General features: G+C 60.7%; 17 protein-coding genes. 7 read left to right on the top strand and 10 right to left on the bottom strand.

Annotated features, from left to right (window positions below; all coding sequences use genetic code 11):
* The first annotated feature begins 74 nt into the window (after window positions 1–74).
* From dapF to G5149_RS08030, 4 genes are all read left to right on the top strand, one after another.
* Complete coding sequence (gene dapF / locus G5149_RS08015; RefSeq protein WP_005336371.1) at window positions 75–905, top strand: diaminopimelate epimerase; 831 nt, start codon at window positions 75–77, stop codon at window positions 903–905.
* A 91-nt stretch (window positions 906–996) separates the two neighbouring features.
* Window positions 997–1,677 (top strand): DUF484 family protein, encoded by a 681-nt coding sequence (locus G5149_RS08020; protein WP_005336370.1) that lies wholly within the window; start codon window positions 997–999, stop codon window positions 1,675–1,677.
* Complete coding sequence (xerC, locus tag G5149_RS08025) at window positions 1,670–2,647, top strand: tyrosine recombinase XerC (RefSeq protein WP_337073095.1); 978 nt, start codon at window positions 1,670–1,672, stop codon at window positions 2,645–2,647. The genes G5149_RS08020 and xerC overlap by 8 nt, the downstream gene beginning before the upstream one ends.
* A 32-nt stretch (window positions 2,648–2,679) precedes the next feature.
* Window positions 2,680–3,390: an HAD-IA family hydrolase gene (locus G5149_RS08030; protein ID WP_421212212.1), complete on the top strand. Its 711-nt coding sequence runs from the start codon at window positions 2,680–2,682 to the stop codon at window positions 3,388–3,390.
* Between the two features lie 76 nt (window positions 3,391–3,466).
* Here G5149_RS08030 and G5149_RS08035 read toward each other — a convergent pair whose 3' ends face one another.
* Both G5149_RS08035 and G5149_RS08040 read right to left on the bottom strand, forming a co-directional pair.
* Entirely contained in the window at window positions 3,467–3,865 is a 399-nt protein-coding gene (locus G5149_RS08035) for an STY0301 family protein (protein ID WP_337073097.1), read from the bottom strand.
* 45 nt (window positions 3,866–3,910) lie between these two features.
* Entirely contained in the window at window positions 3,911–5,437 is a 1,527-nt protein-coding gene (locus tag G5149_RS08040; protein WP_337073166.1) for a mechanosensitive ion channel family protein, read from the bottom strand.
* A gap of 145 nt (window positions 5,438–5,582) precedes the next feature.
* Between G5149_RS08040 and G5149_RS08045 the strand changes: the two genes are divergently transcribed.
* Window positions 5,583–5,966 (top strand): hypothetical protein, encoded by a 384-nt coding sequence (locus tag G5149_RS08045; RefSeq protein ID WP_041234382.1) that lies wholly within the window; start codon window positions 5,583–5,585, stop codon window positions 5,964–5,966.
* Between the two features lie 3 nt (window positions 5,967–5,969).
* Here G5149_RS08045 and G5149_RS08050 read toward each other — a convergent pair whose 3' ends face one another.
* Both G5149_RS08050 and yjgA read right to left on the bottom strand, forming a co-directional pair.
* A complete protein-coding gene (locus G5149_RS08050) occupies window positions 5,970–6,746 on the bottom strand; it encodes a gamma-glutamyl-gamma-aminobutyrate hydrolase family protein (protein ID WP_005342837.1) in 777 nt (258 codons plus the stop codon).
* Window positions 6,747–7,140: 394 nt separating this feature from the next.
* Window positions 7,141–7,665, bottom strand: coding sequence for a ribosome biogenesis factor YjgA (gene yjgA / locus G5149_RS08055; RefSeq protein WP_019444852.1), 525 nt, complete (start codon window positions 7,663–7,665; stop codon window positions 7,141–7,143).
* A gap of 114 nt (window positions 7,666–7,779) precedes the next feature.
* Here yjgA and pmbA point away from each other — a divergent pair, with 114 nt between their 5' ends.
* Window positions 7,780–9,123, top strand: coding sequence for a metalloprotease PmbA (gene pmbA / locus G5149_RS08060; RefSeq protein WP_337073099.1), 1,344 nt, complete (start codon window positions 7,780–7,782; stop codon window positions 9,121–9,123).
* A 75-nt stretch (window positions 9,124–9,198) separates the two neighbouring features.
* Here pmbA and G5149_RS08065 read toward each other — a convergent pair whose 3' ends face one another.
* The 6 genes from G5149_RS08065 to G5149_RS08090 form a co-directional block, all read right to left on the bottom strand.
* Window positions 9,199–11,754, bottom strand: coding sequence for a TRAP transporter permease (locus G5149_RS08065; protein WP_337073100.1), 2,556 nt, complete (start codon window positions 11,752–11,754; stop codon window positions 9,199–9,201).
* 103 nt (window positions 11,755–11,857) lie between these two features.
* Window positions 11,858–12,829, bottom strand: a complete 972-nt coding sequence (locus G5149_RS08070) for a TAXI family TRAP transporter solute-binding subunit (RefSeq protein WP_005339950.1) — start codon at window positions 12,827–12,829, stop codon at window positions 11,858–11,860.
* Between the two features lie 414 nt (window positions 12,830–13,243).
* Entirely contained in the window at window positions 13,244–15,397 is a 2,154-nt protein-coding gene (locus G5149_RS08075; protein WP_337073101.1) for a S9 family peptidase, read from the bottom strand.
* A gap of 234 nt (window positions 15,398–15,631) precedes the next feature.
* Complete coding sequence (locus tag G5149_RS08080) at window positions 15,632–16,063, bottom strand: DUF411 domain-containing protein (RefSeq protein WP_005339953.1); 432 nt, start codon at window positions 16,061–16,063, stop codon at window positions 15,632–15,634.
* A gap of 46 nt (window positions 16,064–16,109) precedes the next feature.
* Complete coding sequence (locus G5149_RS08085; protein WP_421212213.1) at window positions 16,110–16,433, bottom strand: hypothetical protein; 324 nt, start codon at window positions 16,431–16,433, stop codon at window positions 16,110–16,112.
* An 88-nt stretch (window positions 16,434–16,521) separates the two neighbouring features.
* Window positions 16,522–17,244 (bottom strand): SDR family oxidoreductase, encoded by a 723-nt coding sequence (locus G5149_RS08090; RefSeq protein ID WP_421212214.1) that lies wholly within the window; start codon window positions 17,242–17,244, stop codon window positions 16,522–16,524.
* Window positions 17,245–17,386: 142 nt separating this feature from the next.
* Here G5149_RS08090 and G5149_RS08095 point away from each other — a divergent pair, with 142 nt between their 5' ends.
* Window positions 17,387–18,229: a LysR family transcriptional regulator gene (locus tag G5149_RS08095; protein WP_421212215.1), complete on the top strand. Its 843-nt coding sequence runs from the start codon at window positions 17,387–17,389 to the stop codon at window positions 18,227–18,229.
* Window positions 18,230–18,283: the final 54 nt, after the last annotated feature.

Raw genomic sequence — 18,283 nt, forward strand, 5'->3', positions numbered from 1 at the left:
GACAACGACTTCATGGCGCTTGACGACTCTTGGTTCGGTGAATTTTTACAGCCCTAACAGCACAGGAATGCACGATGTTGATAGATTTTTCCAAGATGCATGGCTTGGGCAACGACTTCATGGTGGTGGATGGCGTCACCCAGAAGGTATTTTTCAGCAATGACGTCATCAAGAAGCTGGCAGATCGCCACTTCGGGATCGGCTTTGACCAGCTGCTGCTGGTGGAGCCGCCCTATGACCCTGAACTCGACTTTCACTATCGCATTTTCAATGCCGATGGCAGCGAAGTGGAGCAGTGTGGCAACGGCGCCCGCTGTTTTGCCCGTTTCGTGCGTCTCAAGGGGCTGATCAACCGGGATCGCATCGCGGTCAGCACCGCCCGGGGTCGCATCGTGTTGCAGCTGGAGGGGGAGAACCAGGTCACGGTCAACATGGGTGTTCCCCAGTTTGAGCCGGGCAAGATCCCGTTCCGGGCCCAGAAGGCAGAGAAAACCTATCTGTTGCGGGCGCAGGAGCATACCGTGATGTGTGGCGTGGTCTCCATGGGCAATCCCCACTGCGTCATCGAAGTGCCTTCGGTCGCCGATGCGCCGGTCGAAACGCTGGGTGCCATCATGGAGCGCCACGAGCGTTTTCCCGAGCGGGTCAACGTCGGCTTCATGGAGATGGTCAACGCCACCGAGATCAAACTGCGTGTATTCGAGCGGGGCTGTGGCGAGACCCTGGCCTGCGGCACCGGTGCCTGTGCGGCGGCGGTGATTGGCATCAGTCAGGGCAAGCTCAAGGAGCGGGTCACCGTCAGTCTGCCGGGCGGCAAGCTGACCATCGCCTGGAAGGGGCCGGGCCAGCCGGTCTACATGACAGGCCCCGCCGAGCATGTGTTTGACGGCCAGATAGAGGTTTAGCCGATAAAGGTTCAGGTACGGGGGGCGCTGGCCCCCTTTGCCCATGATGTCGGGGCAGCGAACCCCATTTCTCTGATGGATCAACCAATTTATGAGCGAACTCAAACGGCAGGAGCAATCGGTGGATGAAGCCACTGTGCTGGAGTACCTGGCCCGTTATCCCGAGTTTTTCCAACGCCATGCCGCCGTGCTGGACCGGATCCGCATTCCCCATGAACGCAAAGGGTCGGTCTCGCTGGTCGAGCGCCAGCTGGAGCGTCAGCGCGAGCGGATCGAACAGCTGGAGCAGGAGATCACCGAATTGATGGGGATCGCCAGCGAAAACGAGCGGATCTTCCGGGTCTATGCCGATCTCTACGGCGAGCTGTACGGCTGCCAGACCCTGTTCGAGGTAAGTGCCGTGATGGGCAAGGCCTTTGTCCAGCGGCTGCGCCTGACCGGGCTGCGGCTCTGGCTCAATCCCAAGAAGTTTGCCCTGAGCGGGCCCGAGCAGCGCTTTCTGGCGCAGGGCAAGCAGCTCGAATCCCTGCTGGGTCAGCGTCTGCCGGGGCAGGATTACTACTTTGGCCGCCTGAGCCAGAGCGAGAAGCAGGCGCTGTTTGGCCATGATGTGCTGGTCAACTCGGTGGCCCTGATGCGGCTCGGCGATCTCGGTGTGCTGGCCTTCGCCAGCTCGGATCCAGGCCACTTTACTCCCCACAACGACACCCTGCTGCTGGGCCAACTGGGGCGCCTGCTGCAACTGCGTCTGCCCGAGTTGACTCATGGCTAGAACACCGGCCAAGGCGCCTGCCAAAGCACCCGTCATCGCACCGCCACTGCCTGCGGCACTGGCGGACGAGCTGGCGGCCTTTATCGAATACCTGAGGGTCGAGCGTCAGCTCAGCCCTCATACCCGCAATAACTATCAAGCCCATCTGGAGGCGATGACCGCCGAGCTGGTGGCCCTCGGGCTCACTGATTGGGGTCGGCTCGAGGCGAGTCAGGTGCGCACTCTGGTGACCCGGATGCACAAGGGGGGCCTTGCTCCTCGTTCCCTTTCCACCAAGGTCTCGGCCCTGCGCAGCTTTTGCGACTGGCAGGTGCGGCAGGGGCGGCTCACCGCCAATCCGGCTCGCGGTATCGTCACCCCCAAACAGGGGCGGCCGCTGCCGAAAAACCTCGATGTGGACGAGATGCACCAGCTGCTCAACATTACCGACGAGCAGGATCCGCTGGCGGTGCGGGATCGCGCCATCATGGAGCTGATGTACTCCTCAGGGCTGCGTCTGGCCGAGCTGGTGGGGATCAATCTGGTGGATCTGAAGCTCGACGACCGCCAGCTCAAGGTGACCGGCAAGGGCTCGCGGGAGCGGGTGCTGCCCATCGGCCGGATGGCGGTCGAGTGGCTGCAGAAGTGGCTCAAGGTGCGCCCGCTGCTGGCCGGGGATGAGAGCGAGGCGCTGTTTGTCTCCAACCGCAAGCAGCGGCTGTCGGCGCGCTCGGTGCAGGCCCGCCTCGATGGCTGGGGCAACAAGCAGGCGCTTAACGCCCACGTCCATCCCCACAAGCTGCGCCACAGCTTCGCCACCCATATGCTGGAGTCTTCCGGCGATCTCCGGGCGGTTCAGGAGCTGCTGGGACATGCCGACCTCTCCACCACCCAGATCTATACCCACCTCGACTTCCAGCATCTGGCCAAGGTTTACGACAGCGCCCACCCCAGGGCCAAGCGTGACCCGGATGCGCAGGACGATGAATAACGGGCCCTGAGCCCCGTTGCAGAGGATAGTCCATGCACTTCTATCGCCGCTGGCAGCCGGTTGCTGCCATCTCGTTTGACCTCGATGACACCCTCTATGACAACGGCCCCGCCATCGTGCGGGCCGAGCAGTGGATGTTGAGCCATCTGCGCAGCGAATATCTGGCGACAGCCATGCTCGACAAGCCACGCTGGCTGGAGCTAAAACGCGCTGTGTTGCTGGCCAACCCCGGGCTGCGCCACGATGTCAGCCTGGCGCGCCAGCAGACCATCCGCGCCGCCATGGTCGAGGGGGGGATGGTCGACCAGCAGGCCAGTCGCGAGGCGGAGCAGGTCTTTGCTGCGTTTCTGGCAGAGCGCTCGAAGATCGAGGTGAGCGAGTCCACTCATCAGCTGCTGGCCAGATTGGCTGAACGCTACCCGCTGGTGGTCATCACCAACGGCAATCTGGATCTGCTTCAGGCCGGGCTGGATCGCTACTTCACGCTGGTCTGCAAGGCGGGGGCGGGCGCCAGGATGAAACCGGCGCCGGATATGTTTGAGCAGACCCGCAGTGCCCTCAAGCTGCCTGCGCAGCGGATCCTCCATGTGGGGGATCATCCCGAGACCGATGTACTGGGTGCCCGATTGCATGGCTTTCGCGCCGCCTGGCTCAACGAACGGCAGCAACCGTGGCAACAGCTGCAACTGTTGCCGGACGTGGAGCTGACGGCACTGGAGGAGCTGGCCGAGCTGCTGCTCTGATGGCGCTGGCGGGTGGTCACGCTCAGGCGGTAATGGCTGTCAGCGAATAGCGATATATGGCAAGGGGTTACGCCCGCTATTTGCGACAAATCAACCCGAGCAGGGTGTTGCGATCGCGCTGGTTGACGCGGCAGTAGCTGATGCCGACGGGCAGCGCCTGCTGCAGGGTGATGGCGCTGTTCTGATAGCGGCAGACCAGATAGAGCGGGCGCAGGCTGCTATCGAGCTGGCTCCAGTAGTGGAGCTCGTCGCTGTCGCCATTATCCGGTTTGAGTTGGGCCAGTTCGGCAGGATCTCCATCGAACAGGGCCAGATTATCGAGCCGGTGACTGAGGGTTTCGTCCGGTTTGCCATCGTCATTGCGGGTGAACGCCTGCCAGCCCTGCTGCGGGGTCAGCAGCTGCTGGCGAGCCTCGATGGTGGCAGGACAATCAAATTGCAGGCTGGCGGCAAGGGCCAGGGTTGTCAGTAACATGGCTGCTGTTCTCTCTTCACGTCCTCAACAAGATGCCATGCTACGTCATCTGCCCCCGAACAGCTTCATCAGTTTATCAAGCAGATCAAGCTGTTGTGGTGGCCGTTTCATTGACTCTGCCTCTCGTTCCAGTAGTGCCTGTTGCTCCTGCTGACGGTCACTCAGCACCCGGTAGAGGGGCTCGACCAGTGACTCGCGCTGGGCGACCAGCTCCTGGAACATGCTCTGATTGATGCGATAGGTTTCGACGGTGGCCACCGCCCGCACGGTGAAGGTACTGGGTTCGCCGGTGAGCAGGCTCAGTTCCCCGAAGAAGTCACCTGCGCCGAGAGTGCCCAGTTTCAACTCTTTCCCTTCCAGATTAATCAGCATCTCGGCTTCACCTTTGACCAGTACGAACAGCCAGCTGGAGACCTCACCCTGCTCCAGCATGATGTCACCGCTGACAAAGGGGGCAAACTTCACCTGGTCCGCCAGTCTGATCAGCTCATCCTCCTGCAACATGGCAAACAGCGGCAGCTTGCGCAGGGTATCGGTTCGTTCGGCGGTGTGGCGCTTGTGGCGGGCATCCAGGTGCTGCTTCTCCTTGGCCATAAAGACATTGAAGATCGGTGGGGTAAGACGGCGATCGTTGCGACGCAGGGCGGCATCGATCAGGCTGCGTACCATGGAGTCGGTCGGATCGTCGCGAGCCAGATCGGTCAGCCAGTAGCGCACCGCATAACGGGCAATCCCCCCCTCGACATTCATCAGCAGGCAATCCGGTTGCGGATGCTTGGCGACGCAGGGGAGCTTGGTCTCTCGCAGGGATTTCTCGATCAGGGCGATGATCTGGGTCGGCAGGGTATCCAGGGTCAGATCGAACCAGACCCAGCGTCGCCACTGCAGCGGCTCGCCACGGCGACGCCCGAGCACGGTGAAGCGCTGTTTGAGCAGGTGGCTGTTGGGGATGACGACTGTCTCCCAGTTGCGGGTCTCGATGGTGGTGGCACGCCAGTTGATCTCCACCACCCGGCCCTGGGTGGTGTCGACTTGCAGCCAGTCACCGATGGCGATGGAGTTGTCGAGCTGAATGGAGACCCCGGCCAGCAGGTTGCCCAGGGTGTCCTGCATGGCGAAGGCGATGACCGCAGTGATCACCGCCGAGGTGGTGACTATCTCTCCGAGCGCCATGCCGGAGGCGTAGAGGCGAAACAGACCCCAGCCGATATAGCCGATGGTGATGACGATATCGGCGATGATCCGCGGGATCCGCACATGGCAGAGGGGGAGCAGAAACTCGAACAGCAGGATCCCCCATATCTTGACCAGTATCAGGCCGGCCAGCAGGGTGGAGATCTCGATCAGCAATTGATGGGGCAGAGGTAGTTTGAACCAGCCCCCTTCCAACTGGATCAGCAGGATCACGACAGTGCTTATCATCACGAAGCTGAGCTCGGAGAGCAGCTCTCGTCGTTGCCCGGGGCGGCGCCAGAAGTGAAGCAGCATCAGAGAGAGGGTGAGCAGGGTCCAGAACGGGTGTTCGCGGATCCATATCAGTGTGGGTAGCGCAGTGAGGTTGTCGCTGAACATGGCGGCCCCTTGTGATGGTTTTATTTCCAGCATAGCCGTTCCGGCACGGGGAAATGGTGCGTTGGGGCTGCAATTTATTTATCCTGTGCAGAACCGGGCAAAGGAGTGCGATTAAGTGAAATTTTCAAAGAAAATCATCTGTTTGATGGTTATGTTGCCATTGGCGGGCTGCGATCTGCTGGTCGACAAGTACCGGGTCGAATTCCGGGATGGGTCCTGGCGCGAGATCGTCATCACCCCCTTCTCCAGTGAGGCGCACTGGCGCGAGGGGTGTGCCACCGGTGAGGTGCTGAGCGATATGAAGGTACCCATCAAACGGGGTGACAAGATCAATGGCCGGGAGCAGTTGCTGATCGGAGGCGAGAAGTTCGAACTGGATGACAACAACCTCTACCGCAGCAACGGCATGGTGTTTGGTCACTCGCCTGACCATATCCAGCGTGGACTGAAGGGGATGGATATCTGCCGAACCCTGCGCCCCGAGCGGGGCGGATTACCCAAGCTCAAGGCGCGAGGATTTGGTGAATAAGCGTTAATGGCTATCTCTCTGACGGCGTCGGCAGGCGTCACCAAAGGCCTGGAAGATCTTGATGGAGTGAGGATTTTCGCTGGCTTTCCACTCCGGGTGCCACTGTACTGCCAGCAGGAAAGGGGAGAGGGTCGGGGCATGGATGGCCTCGACCAGCCCATCTTCGGCATGTGCCAGCGGCTCCAGGCCAGCACCAAGACGGTTTAGCCCCTGTCCATGCAGGGAGTTGACCGGTATCTGTTCAGCCCCCATCAGTTCGGCAAACCAGCTGCCTGGCAGCAGCTCAATCTGATGGCTTGGCCCATACTGTTCGTCGACCGGGTCGTCGGCATCTTCCCGATGATCGTCATAACCCGGTTCGGTGTAGACCTTCTGGTGGATATCGCCGCCCAGTGCCACGTTGATCTCCTGCATGCCGCGACAGATCCCGAGGATCGGCAAGCCACGGGCGAGCGCTCCCTTGATGAGGGGCAGATCGAACAGGTCGCGATCCCTGTCCTGCTGTTTCTCCGGGGTGAGGTTCTCCTGCCCGTAAAGCGCCGGATCGATGTTGGAGCCGGCGCCGCTCAGATAGATGCCGTCAGCCAGATCCAGATATTGCTCCAGATCGGCGGTGCCGCAGCAGGTGGGTACCAGCAGCGGGACGCAGCCGCTGATCTCTACCAGCGGCATGATGTATTTGTGGGTCATTACCTGATAGGCGTGGCCGTTACGGGGCTGGGCCCCCATGGTCATCAGCACGACGGGTTTACGGCTGGTGGCGAGTACGGAATTTGGCATAGGACACCCTGATTATCCCTGGCGTTAAAGTCTCATCCTGCACCTTGGGCAGACCCTTGCACATCGGCTGGGCAAGGGCATGCCTCAAGGCATGGTCATGGGATCCCGCGTCGTACCGGGTGGCAGAATCGTCAGTCATCTTGGGCAGCGACAGCCTGGATCCTCTCCCCAGTCTGCCAAGGCCGTTCAATATGTCAAACAAAATGATGCTGAATTGTTAACGATTTTGTTTGTGATGATTCTTGAGTGGCGATTTTACTGGAGAAACTGGATAGAGATGTACAGCAGGAGCACCATGGTGGTGGATATATTAAACGCGCAGGGTGGTGGAGGTGGGAAGGCGTAAATGCATCAAGATAAACACGCCTCCGCGAGGGGAGGCGTGCTTCGGGGATCACAACAGGTCTTCGATCTCGCCGCGCAGATACTGGTACATCTCGCGATAGGCAACCGGCGGCTTGTTTAGCTCCCGCTCCTTGTTGGCGTTGCGGATCAGCTGGCGCAGCTTCTGGCGATCCAGTTCGTGGAACTGGGACATCAGCTCGTTGAGGGCGCTGTCACCTTCGGTGATCAGGCGTTCGCGCCACTGCTCCAGGCGGTGCAGACGGGCATTCACGGTGGAGTGACGGTTCTTGATGATGGAGAGCGCTTCGGCAATCGGCTCGATATCGCGGCTGCGCATCAGGCGGCCGATGAACTGCAGATGGCGACGGAAGGACTCATCCTTCTTCGGCTTGAGCTTGCGACCCAGCTCGACAGCTTCTGCAAGCTCTTCATCCAACGGGATTTTTTCCAGCTCGCTGTGGCTGAGGGAGACGATCTCTTCCCCCATTTTCTGCAATGCTTCGGCATCGCGCTTGAGCTGGCTCTTACTGGGGCCCCAGTCTTCGAACTCGTTGTCGTCTTGATATTGACTCATCGGTCTCTTGATTCCTGTCATTCACGTTTGGTGGATATGTTACCAGCTTCTCCCGCTGGGCGCAGGGGTCTGATATGCTTACCCCCCTTTCCTTCTTTCATACAGATGTGAGTTATGGATCAGCAAGACCAAATCCGCCAGGATCAAGCCCATCTCGAGGCCGTGGTTGCCGAAGCCCTGGAGATAGCCAAAGGACTGGGCGCCTCGCTGGCCGAAGTCTCCATCAGCAAGCAGACCGGGTTGTCGGTGAACACCCGGGGTTGTGAACTGGAAAGCATTGAATTCAATAAGGATGGCGCCCTCGGCATCGCTGTCTATCGCGATGGTTGCAAGGGCTCTTCTTCGACCACCGATCTGAGCAAACCCGCCATTCGTGCCGCAGTTGAAGCGGCCATCGAGATTGCCCGCCACACCTCGGCCGATGATTGCGCCGGTCTGGCGGACGCCGAGCTGCTGGCCTGGGATGCCCCCGATCTGCAACTGTGTCACCAAATCGAGCTGGATCCCCGGCGCGGCATCGAGCTGGCCATCGAGTGCGAGCGGCTGGCGCTTGGTCGCGATGCCCGCATCAAGCACTCCGACGGTGCCGGTTTCTCCAGCCATCTCGGCATCAAGGTCTATGGCAACAGCCACGGCTTCGTCAAAGGCTACGCGGCGTCGCGCAACTCCCTGAGCTGTGTGCTGATCGGCGAGCAGGATGGCGACATGCAGCGTGATTACGGCTACTCCTCCAGCCGTACTCTCGACGGGCTCTGGAGCCCGCAGCGCATTGCCGACGAAGCCGTTGAGCGTACCGTCTCCCGCCTCGGCGCCCGCAAGATCTCCACCCGCCATGCGCCTGTGCTGTTCCACCCGGACACTGCCTCCGGCCTGTGGGGCCATTTGGTGATGGCCATCAGCGGGGGCAACCTCTATCGCAAGTCGAGCTTCCTGCTCGACAAATTGGGCAAGCAGATCCTGCCCGAGTGGCTCACCATTCAGGAGTTCCCCCACCTGCTTGGCGGGCTCGCCAGTACCCCGTTTGATGGGGAAGGGGTGCGTACCCGCGATATGGATATCATCCGTAACGGCGAGCTGATGAGCTGGCTGCTTACCTCCTACTCTGCCCGCAAGCTGGGGTTGACCACCACGGGGCATGCTGGAGGTATCCACAACTGGCAGGTTTCCAATACCGGCCAGGATTTTCAAGGCATGCTCAAAGAGATGGGCACCGGCCTGCTGGTGACCGAGCTGATGGGACAGGGGGTCAATATCGTCAATGGCGACTACTCCCGCGGCGCCGCCGGTTTCTGGGTCGAGAATGGCGAGATAGCCTATCCGGTCGAGGAGATCACCATCGCCGGCAATCTGGCCGAGATGTTCAGCCACATCGTGGCGGTGGGCCGTGACGAGGATGAGCGCTCCAGTCTCAAGACCGGCTCGGTGCTGGTAGAGAATATGAAGCTGGCGGGTCACTGATCGCCGCTGCAGCGAGATCGATATCCATAAAAAGAGGGCCGCAATCGTGGCCCTCTGTCTTATTTGCCTGGCGGATTAACCGGTCTTGACGCTGCGGCGACGCTGCAGCCAGACGATCACCCCGAACAGCAGGAAGCCCGGGATCCACATCCACTCCTTGGTCCAGCGCTCGGTCGGCGCCTTGACGGTGAGGATCTCCTGATCGAACTCCAGCCCCATGGTGGCGGCCGGGCTGCCAAAGGCGACGTTGTCGATCAGCGTCTTGCCATCCTGCTCATAGAGGCTCAGCCCCAGATTGGCCAGCCGCTCCTCGCCATTTGCCCCATCCGGTACGGCGACCAGCAGGGTGAACTTGCGTGGCTTGCCCACGGCATCTTCACCGAGGATCCGCAGCCGCAGGGTGCTCTCCGCCTCCACTTCACCCATGGTTTGGGCCAGCTGGGCAGGCGGGGTCTCACGATAGGGGTCGTGCACCATGTCCATCCAGAAACCCGGGCGGAACAGGGTAAAGGCGACCAGCAGCAGCAGCACGCTCTCGTACCAGCGGCTCTTCACCAGGAACCAGCCCTGAGTGGCGGCGGCGAAGATCAGCATGGCGATGGTCGCCACGATGAAGATCAGCACCCCGTGGGCGAAGTCCACGTCGATCAGCAGCAGGTCGGTGTTGAAGATAAACAGGAATGGCAGCGCCGCGGTACGCAGGCTGTAGTAAAACGCCGTGATCCCGGTCTTGATGGGATCGCCCTTGGAGACAGCCGCAGCCGCGAAGGAGGCCAGCCCCACCGGCGGGGTCACATCCGCCATGATGCCGAAGTAGAAGACGAACAGGTGCACCGCGATAAGCGGCACGATCAGCCCGTTTTGCTGCCCCAGCGTCACTACCACCGGTGCCAGCAGGCTGGAGACGACGATGTAGTTGGCAGTGGTCGGCAGCCCCATGCCGAGGATCAGGCTCAGCAGTGCGGTGAGCAGCAGCATCAGCAGCAGGTTACCCATGGAGAGGAACTCCACCAGATCCGCCAGCACCAGACCAACCCCGGTCTGGGATACCGCACCCACGATAATCCCCGCGGTGGCGGTGGCAATGCCGATACCGATCATGTTGCGGGCACCGGCAACCAGCCCTTCCCGCAGATCCACCACGCCGTCAGCGACGGTACCGTAGTCGTGCTTGCCGTCCTTGCGCAGCCAGTTGAGCAGCGGGCGCTGGGTCAGCAGGATGATCACCAGCATCACGGTACCCCAGAAGGCCGACAGCCCCGGCGAGAGGCGTTCCACCATCAGGCACCATACCAGTACCACCACCGGCAGCAGGAAGTGCAGGCCGGAGAGCAGCACGGCGCGGGTGTTGGGCAGCTCGGTGAGCGGCTTGTCGGGATCTTCGGCAGGCAGCGGTTCATTGCTGGCGGCGATCTTCAACAGGGCCACATAGGTGGCAGCCAGCAGTACCGAGATCCCCGGCAGGGCGTAGTCACCCAGTGCAGGTTTGAGCCAGCCGAGGCCATAGTAGACCGCCAGCGACAGGCCGCTGATGAGGGCCGCGCCAAAGGCAAAACCGGTCAGGCGACGCAGCCAGGGTTTGGGTTGATGGTTGCCGATGGGCTGCATGCCCAGTTTCAGCGCCTCCAGATGGACGATGTAGAGCAGCGCTATGTAGGAGATGGCGGCAGGCAGGAAGGCGTGCTTGATGATCTCCACATAGGGGATACCCACGTATTCGACCATCAGGAAAGCCGCAGCCCCCATCACAGGTGGCATGATCTGGCCGTTGACCGAAGAGGCCACTTCCACCGCCCCCGCTTTCTCTGAACTGAAGCCCACCTTCTTCATCATCGGGATGGTGAAGGTGCCGGTGGTCACCACGTTGGCAATTGACGAGCCGGAAATCAGACCGGTCAGGCCGGAGGCGACCACTGCCGCCTTGGCCGGGCCGCCACGCAGGTGACCGAGCAGGCTGAAGGCGAGCTGGATAAAGTAGTGACCTGCGCCGGCCCGCTCCAGCAGGGCGCCAAACAGCACGAACAGGAATACGAAGCTGGTGGAGACGCCAAGGGCAATGCCGAACACCCCTTCGGTAGTGATCCACTGGTGGTTGGCCAGCGCGGTAAAGCCTACCCCGCGGTGTGCCAGCAGTCCCGGCATCCAGGGGCCCGCCAGACTGTAGATCAGAAAGACGATGGCGATGACTGCAAGTGCCGGCCCCAAGGCGCGGCGCGCCGCTTCCAGCAGCAGCGGAATGCCGATGCAGGCGGTCACCAGATCGGCGGTGGTGAGGGTGCCGGGACGCAGCGCCAGTGCTTCATACATCACAAACAGGTAAGAGGCGGCGCCAGCAGCGATCAGACCGAGGGCGATATCGCCGAGGGGAACCCGATCCCGCGGCGAGGAGCGAAATGCCGGGAACACCAGAAAAGCGAGCAACAGGGCAAAGGTGAGGTGAATGGAGCGGGTTTCGGTGTCATTGAGTACGCCAAACCCCACCATGAAGGGGAGTGGCGAGGCGATCCAGAGCTGGAACAGGGACCAGGCCAGCGCCAGAGCTGTGATGAGCCAGCCCATGATGCCCAGCGGCAGGCGAGCGCCCACATCCTGGGCGATCAGTTCCTCGGTAGAGAGTTGTTTATCTTGCATAGGGTTAACTTGTGCCAACGAGTACAACAAGAGCGACACCCGCCCCCGCAATCAGGCGGCAGACGGGTGTCGAAGAGAGTGACAAAGGCCCCGGGGCCTTTAATCAGAGCCAGCCGCGCTCTTTGTAGTAGCGGGCAGCCCCTTCATGCAGCGGTGCAGAGAGACCCACCTTGATCATGTCGGCCTCTTTCAGGTCGGCAAAGGCAGGGTGCAGGCGCTTGAAGCGATCCAGATTGTCGAACACCGACTTCACCAGCTGATAGACCACTTCCGGATCGGTTTTGGCGCTGGTGGAGAGCACCGCTTTGCCACCGATGGAGGGGGTCGGCTTGTCGCTGCCCTTGTAGATGCCACCCGGGATCTCAGCCTTGCTGTAGTAGCTCTTCTCGGCCAGCAGCTTGTCGATGTCGGCGCCGGTCACAGGTACCAGAACTGCATCTGTGGTGGTGGAGGCTTCCTGAATGGCGCCGTTCGGGTGACCGACGAAGTAGCTCATGGCGTCGATGTTGTTGTCACCGAGGGCGGAGGCCTGTTCGGCCGGCTTCAGCTCGGAAACCAGACCGAAGTCACCCTTCTTCCAGCCTTTGACCGCCATGATCTCTTCCATGGTGTCACGCTGGCCGGAGCCCGGGTTGCCGATGTTGACGCGCTTGCCTTTCAGGTCGTCGAAGCTGGCGATCTTGGCATCGCGGCGAGCCAGGATGGTGAACACCTCGCTCTGCAGGGAGAAGACGGCGCGCATGTCGTCCATGGCCCCTTCGGCCTGGAACGGTGGCAGCCCTTTCATCGCCTTGAACTGGTGGTCGGATTGCATGATGCCGAAGTTGAATTCACCGCTGCGGATGCCGTTGACGTTGGCAACACCACCGCCACTGGCCGGGGCGTTGCACTTGATCTGGTGATCGGCGGCGCCGCGATTGAGGAAGCGGCAGATGGACTGGCCAGCGACATAGTAGACGCCGGTCTGACCGCCGGTGCCTATGGTCACGAAGCGCTCCTGCGCTTGTACCGGACCACCGAATGAAACACCGACCAGAGCCGCCGACAGGGCGCATGCCAAAGTTAATCCTTTCATTTTTTCTCCCTTTTCTTTGATTTTGTTTATCCGATCCCCGGATAAATTGATGGCAATCCCGTTCTGCGCCGGGCTTGCCCGCTCTTCTCGTTGCGCGAAAGCGGGGGAGTTGATCATCCCCCTTTCCGGCAGTCACCCTCATCCTGTGGTGAGGCTACCGACCTCCTGTCGGTCGAAGATAAATTGGCCCCTGAGGGGCCAAATAAAAAGTTGCAAGCACTCCGATTAAGCACATTCACCCAACATAAATCAAACGAAATGGCAAAATGGCGGAGTTAAATCTTGAGAAACATGACCTCGATCATTCATTTTCTTGCCGAAGATTAATTTGATATGGAGGGAAATGGAAGAGGGAAAAACTACGAGAGGATTCTTATGCGGCCCTTGAATGACAAGGGCCGGAGTCATGAGAGATCAGTTGGCCGGGGTGGCCAGATCCAGGATAAAGGCGTATTCCAGCGCGATATCCTCGTAGGCTTTGAAGCGGCCCGACTTGCCGCCGTGGCCGGCGTCCATGTCGGTGTTCAGTAACAACTTGTTATCATCCGTCTTCAGTTCGCGCAGCTTGGCGACCCACTTGGCGGGCTCCCAATACTGCACTTGCGAGTCGTGCAGTCCGGTGGTGACCAGCAGGTTGGGGTAGGCTTGCGCCTTCACCTGATCGTAGGGGCTGTAGCTCTTCATGTAGTCGTAGTAGCGCTTCTGGTTCGGGTTGCCCCACTCGTCATACTCCCCGGTGGTGAGGGGAATGGACTCGTCCAGCATGGTGGTGACCACATCGACGAACGGCACCTGTGCCACCACGCCGCGGTAGAGTTCGGGCGCCTGATTGATGACCGCCCCCATCAGCAGGCCGCCGGCGCTGCCGCCCATGGCGTAGACCTGATCTTTGGCACCGTAGCCTTGCTCAACCAGCGCCTTGGTGACATCGATAAAGTCATTGAAGGTGTTCTGCTTTTTCAGCAACTTGCCATCTTCGTACCAGTGACGGCCCAGCTCTTCACCACCCCGGATATGGGCGATGGCGTAGACGAAGCCGCGATCGAGCAGGCTCAGGCGCGAGCTGCTGAAGTCGGGATCCATGCTGGCGCCGTAGGAGCCGTAGCCATAGACCAGCAGCGGATTCTTGGGCGCATCGGCCTGCTCTTTCTTGAACTTGTCCTTGCGATAGACCAGCGACACCGGCACCGATACGCCGTCGCGGGCGGTCACCCAGAGCCGCTCGCTGGCGTACTGGTCGGCCTTGAAGCCGGCTACCGGCTGCTGCTTGAGCAGGGTGCGTTTGCCGCTCGCCATATCCAGCTCATAGGTGGAGGCGGGGGTGGTCATGGAGGAGTAGCCATAGCGCAGGGCGCTGGTATCCGGCTCCGGGTTGTAGGCGAGCCAGGTGACATAGGCGGGATCGTCGAAGGCGATCTCCTTCTCGTCACCGCTCTGCCAGTTGATCTGGCGCAGTCGGGTCAGCCCCTTGTTGCGCTCTTCCAGTACCAGCCAATCCTTGAACAGGGCGTAGCTCTCCAGCAGAACGTCCGGATTGGGGGCGATCACCGCCTTCCAGCGATCGACCGGGCTCTCTTTGGTCTCGTAGAGGCCGAAGTTCTTGCCGTCCTTGTTGGAGCGCACATAGAAGCGGCCGCGGTAGTGATCCAGGCTGTATTCGTGATCCACCTGACGGGGCAGGAACAGGCGGGGGGCGTGCTCCGGCTGGTTGGCATCGATCAGCCGTGCTTCGCCGGTGGTGGTGCTGGAGAGGGCGATGACGATGAAATCTTCCGAGGTGGTGGCGTAGAGGCTGATGTAGAAGGAGTCATCCTTCTCTTCATAGACCAGCTTGTCCGTGGCCGGATCCGTCCCGAGCGTGTGGCGATAGACCTGATACGGAAGCAGGGTCTGCGGGTGCTTGCGCACATAGAAGACGGTCTTGTTGTCGTTGGCCCACACCAGATTGCCGGAGGTATTTTCCAGTTTGTCGGTGGCCCACTGGCCGCTCTCCAGATCGAGGAACTGGATCTGGTACTGACGGCGGGAGAGGAAATCTTCCGCCACCGCCAGCCAGCGGTTGTTGTGGCTCACCTCAAGGGCGCCGAGGGCATAGAACTCGTGCCCTTCAGCCCGCTGGTTGCTGTCGAGCAGCAGACTCGCCTGCTCTTCACCGAGCTTGGTGCGCGAGTAGATCCCGTACTCCTTGCCCGGCTCATAGCGGGTCTGGTAGCGGTAGCCATTCTTCACATAGGGTACCGACTCATCCTGCTGGGGGATGCGGGCGACCATCTCTTTGTAAAGCTGTTCGCGCAGGGGTTGGGTCGGCTTGAGCATGGCATCGGTATAGGCGTTCTCGGCCTCGAGGTATTGCAATACTTCCGGCGCTTGACGCTGGTCATCGCGCAGCCAGTAGTAGTTGTCGATGCGGGTATCCCCGTGTTTTTTCAGGGTGCGGGGATGTTTGGCGGCCACGGGCGGCTGGATTGGATGTTCGCTTGTCAGCATGGCGGGCTCTTCATTGGCATAAGTGGGGGGGAGAACTGTCAGAAAGGCTAGCAGCAGAACTCCTCGGGAAAAGGTAAACATGTCGCATCCTTGGCGCTGGAAAGGGTTGGTAGACCTGAGCATCGGCTCCATGAATTGGCGTTAAATCTGCCCCTTGTTGCCGGTGGTTGCAAGCAATCCCTTGTTATTGCAGGAAATGTAATCAAAAAAAGCCGCTATCTCGCGATAGCGGCCCTCTTTCTGGCCATGAGCGGCAAGAGTCCGCTCAGGTGTGCCTCACATGATATGGGAGTGCCCTCTCATGACCAGTTTTCGTCAGCCGGGGTAGCTCGACCAGCGGTTGGTCGCGCCCTCGTTGCTGATACTCAGTACCTCATAGGGATGGCCCGGAATATCCATGCCCGGCGCACTCTGGGGCATGCCCGGAATGGTCAGGCCACGGATCGCCGGTTTTTCCCTGAGCAGCTTCTGCACATCGGCGGCCGGTACATGCCCCTCGATCACATAGCCATTTACGATACCGGTATGGCAAGAAGCCAGTTCCGGCGCGATACCGTATTGCTGCTTCACTGCGCCGAGCTGCTCGGTTTCGATGACCTCCAGTTCGAAGCCATTCTGCTCCATGTGCTCGTTCCAGCTTTGGCAGCAGCCACAATATTTGGATTTGTAGACGGTCATCTTCTCGGCTGCGAGAGCCGAAAAGCTGACGGTACCGGCCAGCATGGCCAGTAACAGGGGTTTGTACATCACTCACCTCAGATTGAAAGAAAAGATGCCCGATACGGGATGCGTTTCAGATCTGGATGCGTGGGGGACGTTCGAGCCGCTCGCGCGGAGCGTCCGGCATAAAGAGAGAGGGGGAGACGAAGTCGGGGGTATCCGGTTCCAGCACAGCGACCGTCAGGCTGTCGCTGCCTACCAGCGTCATCGAGAGGGCGGTGGTAAAGCTGCCGCAGGGCATCGCTTTTTCCAGGGTACGCTCGCTCTGGCTGCAGTGGGTGGTCAGGGTACAGAGGTCGGTTGCGGCCCGGCTGCCAAACGACATCAACACCAGCACCAGACTCCACAAGGGGAGCCAGCGACGGGCGTGAGCGAGTTGGCGACGGGTGAGAACCATGGAATGACTCGGAAAAAACAAGGGGCACATGGTAACCCTGTGCCCCGGGGGAGGGTCAAGCCCTCCCCATGGTGTCAGTCAGCCAGGATTAAGGTTGCTGACGGGTCGCCGCCAGCACGATCTCGCGCACGCAGACGTTGGCAGGCTGGTTCCAGGCGTAGAGCACGGCATCGGCGATCACTTCCGGCGCAATGACGCCACCCATCTGATCTTTCCAGTCGTGGTAACCGGCCTTGATGCTCTCGTCAGTGGTGTGGCTGAGCAGCTCGGTCTCGACCGCACCCGGGGCAATGGTCACCATCCGCACGCCGACATCGGCCACCTCTTCCCGGATGTTCTCGGTCAGGGCGTGCACGGCGAACTTGGTGGCGCAGTAGGCAGCATGGTTCGGGAAGGTCTTGCGACCGGCGATGGAGCTGATGTTGATGATGGTACCGCTGCGGCGCTCCTTCATGCCTGCCAGCACTGCGTGGACGCCGTTTAGCACCCCCATCACGTTGATGTTGAGCATCTGCTGCCATTCGGCGGGATTCTGCACATCGGCCTGACCCAGCAGCATGACGCCGGCGTTGTTGACCATGCAGCCGACCGGGCCAAATTTGGCTTCTGCCTGCTGGACGGCGGCTTTCATGGCGGCGGTGTCGGTCACATCGACCCCGATGCAGAGGGTATCGGGCAGGTTCAGTGCCTGCATCGGCTCGACCCGGCGGGCCAGCAGCAGCAGCGGATGACCGGCAGCAGAGAAGGCACGGGCGATGGCGGCACCGATCCCGGCGGAGGCACCGGTGATCACGATGAGAGATTTGGACATGGGTCTTTCCTTCTGATTCAAGAGTCGGTTTGAGCAAACAGGTGGCTGGCCAGCACGGAACCCAATCACTATAGTCACTGCATCTATAAGTGATAAATATTGTTTTCCGCTGGTTATCATCTGAAAAAACTATGGTTGGTTTATGCTGGACTTGAGATTGCTGCGTTTCTTCATCGCCATCTATGAAGAGAAGAACATCACGGCGGCGGCCGAGCGCTGCCACGTCAGCCAGCCCTCCCTCTCGGCGGGGCTGCGCCAGCTGGAAGAGACGCTCGGTGACAGCCTGTTTGTCCGGGGCAAGAAGGGGGTGGTGGCGAAAGATCCGGCCCACTATCTCTATCCTCACGCGGTCAAGCTGGTGGAGGAGGCGCGCCGTCTGCCGGAGCTGTTTCGCCAGAAAGCGACGCGTGCGAGGCTCAATATCGCCATCATGCCGGACTTGAGTCGCCGCCGGGTGGCCGGGCTGTTGCAGCAAGTGCAGGGCGTGTTGCCGCAGCTGGATCTCACCCTCTCCGACTACACCACGCCCGCCGACTGCCGCTTGACGCTGGATGCTTTGCGCCGGGAGGACGAGATCTTCCTGCCGCTGTGGGAGGAGGATTACGTGCTCTGCGTGCCGGTCGATCACCCCTTGGCAAGTCGCGAAAGGATCGAGCTCGCCGAGCTGCAACATTATGATTTTATTGAGTGCCCGCCCTGCGAAGCCCATCAGCAGACTATCGGCCTGCTAGCCTGTGACCGCCTTACCCTCAATCTGGTGGCCAAGGCCGAGAGCAAGGGGCTGGTGATGGCGCTGGTGCTGGCGGGGGTCGGCATCAGTTTTCTGCCGGACGGGCTGGTCGAGGATGAGGCGGGGCTCTGTACCCTGCCGGTGAGCGGGCCGCGGATGTTTCGCCGAATTGGGCTCTGCTATCCCGCCCACCAGACCCTCAATCCGGCGCTGCGGGAGCTGATCCCCGAGTTGGCAGGCTATGGCGCTTCCTGATAAGGTCGCTCTCCTGTGCACCTTTACGATGCAGCTCCCCAGACTCCCCTTTTC

The sequence above is a fragment of the Aeromonas sp. 600479 genome (assembly GCF_049175515.1).
Lineage (GTDB): Bacteria > Pseudomonadota > Gammaproteobacteria > Enterobacterales > Aeromonadaceae > Aeromonas > Aeromonas veronii_A.